The following is a 3,464-nucleotide window of genomic DNA, read 5'->3' as shown; positions in this document are numbered from 1 at the left end:
CTCAAGCCCACGTCACAGGGCCGGTGATCGAGGACCGCCTGCCGCACAGCGGCCTGCTCGGCCTCCCCGAGCACCTGGTGCACCCCGACCGGCTTACCCCGTGGCTGCATGACCAGCGCCTCCCGGCCGCCAGCCTGCCACTTCGCCCCACCCGTCGACGGCCTTCAGCGACACCCCGAAGACTGCCGCTACGTCCTCACGGCCCCGCCCCGCCACCAACGTGGCCACCGCCCGCAGCCGCAGGGCCTCCTGCGCCGACGGCGACAGATGCCGCGCGTCCCCCACCAGATCGCTCACACCCCACCAACGACCCAGAACCCAAACCGTTTCGGGTCAATATGACGTGCACACCGTCCGCAAAAACGACCTCGCGAAGCAACGCACGAAGAAGTCAACGACCCCACGTCCCCGCCGCACAGGTTAAAGATCAAGCTAAGGGCTGTCCCGTAAATGATCTCTGAGCCGCCGAGGGGGTGGGCTGCCTTGAGGGGGGCCGCTTGTCTATCCGGCGAGGGCGAGGTTGTGCATCCGGGCGATGCCGAGCATGGCGTGGTGGACGCCGTCGCCCTTGAGGCGGCAGTCGCGGAGGATCTTCCAGGTCTTCATGCGGGCGAAGACGTGCTCGACGCGGGCTCGGACTTGTTTGTGGGACTTGTTGTGGTCGGCTTTCCAGGCCGGGAGTTCGCTCTGGCCGCGTTCGCGGCGGTGTGGGATGCCGAGTCCGGTGCCCGGGTAGCCGCCGTCGGCGATCGTGAGGGTCTTGCCGACGGCGGCCTTGGCTCCGGATTCCTCCCATGCCTTGCAGTCGTTGCGGTTTCCGGCGAGCGGCCGGCCGACCACGACAACCAGCCGGGTGTCGGCGTCGATGACGATCTGGTGGTTGGTGGAGTACCGGTAGTTCTTCGACCGCTCGGCGATGGTGTGGTCGCGGGTGGGGACCAGGGTGCCGTCCACGATGAGCACGGTGTCCTTCGCGAACCGCTTGCGGGGCTGGAGAGCGAGCATCGGCCCGAGGTGGTCGATGATGCGGTCCGCTGCCGACTTGGACACCCCGAACAGCGGGGCGAGCTGGCGCATGGTGAGGTTCGTGCGCCAGTACGCCGCGACCAGCAGGGCCCGGTCCTCCAGAGGAAGGCTCCAGGGCCGGCCCCTACGAACTGCGTCCGCACCCTGGCGACGCAGTACCGTCACCAGCTTCCCGAAAGCGCGAGGGCTCAGCCCGGAGAACGGGGCTATCCAGGACGGTTCCGACGCCGTGATCACACCAGCCACACCAAGATCGTTCCATGGGTTGACTGGCGGCTCGGCCCGCCTCTCAGCTGCCGCTCAGCGGAGACGCCCATGTGGGGTCGTGTCGGGACCTCCTCGTGAGGTGGGCCAGTAGGTGCTCCGCCGCGATGGAGGCGGTGTCTTGCGGCGTGCCGATGACGGCCAGGGCGGCGGTGAGCCTTGCCGATGCTGTTTCCGGCACGTCCGGGTCGGTGAGGAGGGGAAGCAGCAGCAGGAAGCGGATGGCCGTGTCCTGGACGCCTTCGGCCGCAAGGGACGGGCTGTCGGCGATCCGGATCAATTCGCGCCATGACAGCCCAGTGCCCGAGAAGTCGCCGTCCCAGCTGGCGATCTGCTCGACGTAGTTTCTGGCTGGATGGGTGAGGAGGTAGTCGGTGCCGTAGTCGCCATCCAGGTTGCGGTAGACCACCACGACTCCGGGGCCGTCCTCTGCCGGCACTCTGAACACCGGCCAGCGTTCAGGATCGAAGAGGACCTCGGACAGGGCATCGGCATCGGCGCCGTCCTCACCGAACCACTCCGGAACCGGCCGCTCGGCACACCGCCCGGCGCTGCACATCGACAGGAGGTAGTTCGACCAGAAGCCCGGGCGGGCCGGCAGTGACTCGCCCGCCACCAACGGGCCGACGTCGTATCCCTTGATCAGCACCCGTCGATCCTGTCACCAGCCACCGACACTGTCCGATTGGGGATCAGCAAGGGGGCACCGCCCAGTTACGGGACAGCCCTTATCTCCTTAGTCAAGCGGGCCGTGGTTTTTTCGGCTGGTAGAGGCTTCCGTCGCATGGTGGCGAGAATGAGGCGGTGGAAGGGAGTGCGGATGGTGGTTCGGCATCAGGGGGTGCGGTGGTGGTTCGCCCTTCTCGCCTTCGTCGGGTGCGTGGTCTGTGTGCTCGGCGTCGTCGTGCTCAGCAGGGCGGGACACTACTTCGGGCTCACCTCGTGGGCGGGTATCGCGTTCGTGGTGGTGGGTGCACTTCTCCCCCTCGGTGGATTGGGCTTCCTGTACTGGGTGGACGACGGCCGGTCCGAGGACAGCTTCCTCGTGAAGTTCTTGTGCTTCGTCGCCTACTCCGCCGTCCTCGGGCTGGCCGCCGTCTCGTACACCGGGGCTGAGGCGTGGGCCTTCGAGCAGCGCGGGCGGTGGACGGAGGCGACGGTCGTGGGATACAGCCCGCCCCGGGTGGTCCCGGGTGATCCGCCGACCAAGGTGCGGGCGTCCTGCGCGCTGGAGACCGCCGAGGGCGAACGCGTCCGGCCTCGGCTGCCGGAGGGCCTCGGCTGCCGCGATGGGGTGCGGCACGGGTCCCGCCTCGACGTGCTGTACGACCCCCGGGGTCTGCTGGCGCCCCGGGCCACCGAGCCCCAGGACCACGGCGTTGCCGTCCCGGTCCTGGGGGGCGTGGCGACTCTGTCCGGCTTCTTCGGCTGCGTCGCCCTCGCCTGGCGATGGGAAACCCTCCGGGTACGCAGCGCGCGCCGCACAGCAGCGCGTCAAGGGCGGTAGTCCGCAGCCGGTTAATACTCCAGTGCGGTTTGGTGATCTATTCAGCGGGTTCGCGGGCGGCTCGTCGTCGGTAGTGGCTGCGTCGGGCTGTTGCCTGGTGGCGCCGACGCCAGTTGGACCAGTGCAGCAGTCTGGCTACGGTCACGGCTGGTGGGTCGAAGACGGCGACGAGTAGGTGTCGGATCTCCGGGACGGTCAGCGTGATCGGATCGGAGGTGCGGTCAGGAAGCCGGTCTCGCCGACCACGAGGACCCCGCCGGCGCCGAGGTGCTCGACGGCGTAGGCACGCAGGTCGTCGCGGACAGCATCGGCGTCCCAGCGGGCGTAGCGCAGCAGGCGCTGCATCGGCCCGGGCCTGGCATGGCCGGCCTGTTCGGCCAGTTGCCAACAGTTCTTCCGCTCAACGCTCGACAGTAGTCCGAGCAGGTAGGCGCGGGCCGTGGCTCGGGGTTCAACTCGCCCGAACCGGCCCGCAATCCGGGCCATGACCTGGTCGAAAATCGCCCGCCAGCGGGCAGGGTCTACGCTGTGGCCCGCGGCCACCGCACGATCTTCAGGAGTCCACACAACCCCCCAGGGACCCTGCGTGTTTGTGGGTTGGGTGGGATCGCCCGGTGATGACCGGTCGTGTCGGGTGGGTCCGGATGCAGGTGCAGGCACGGTCTCG

General features: G+C 68.6%; 3 protein-coding genes and 1 pseudogene. 1 reads left to right on the top strand and 3 read right to left on the bottom strand.

Going from position 1 to position 3,464, the window contains the following annotated elements:
- Positions 1 to 501: 501 nt before the first annotated feature.
- The gene (locus AC0682_RS31440) at positions 502 to 1,272 is read right to left on the bottom strand and encodes a transposase (RefSeq protein ID WP_478536637.1); all 771 of its coding nucleotides are present in this window, start codon (positions 1,270 to 1,272) and stop codon (positions 502 to 504) included.
- 43 nt (positions 1,273 to 1,315) lie between these two features.
- Positions 1,316 to 1,939: a hypothetical protein gene (locus AC0682_RS31435; protein WP_478536636.1), complete on the bottom strand. Its 624-nt coding sequence runs from the start codon at positions 1,937 to 1,939 to the stop codon at positions 1,316 to 1,318.
- Between the two features lie 171 nt (positions 1,940 to 2,110).
- Between AC0682_RS31435 and AC0682_RS31430 the strand changes: the two genes are divergently transcribed.
- Positions 2,111 to 2,797 carry a hypothetical protein gene (locus AC0682_RS31430; protein ID WP_478536634.1) on the top strand — a complete coding sequence of 229 codons (687 nt, stop codon included), beginning with the start codon at positions 2,111 to 2,113 and terminating at the stop codon, positions 2,795 to 2,797.
- Positions 2,798 to 3,019: 222 nt separating this feature from the next.
- Here AC0682_RS31430 and AC0682_RS31425 read toward each other — a convergent pair.
- Positions 3,020 to 3,283 (bottom strand): annotated as a pseudogene (locus tag AC0682_RS31425) (transposase); the annotation flags it as partial.
- Between the last annotated feature and the right edge of the window lie 181 nt (positions 3,284 to 3,464).

The sequence above is a fragment of the Streptomyces sp. NPDC043746 genome (assembly GCF_056436485.1).
Note: the sequence above shows the minus strand (reverse complement) of the source record. Positions and strands in the feature narration are given on the sequence as shown.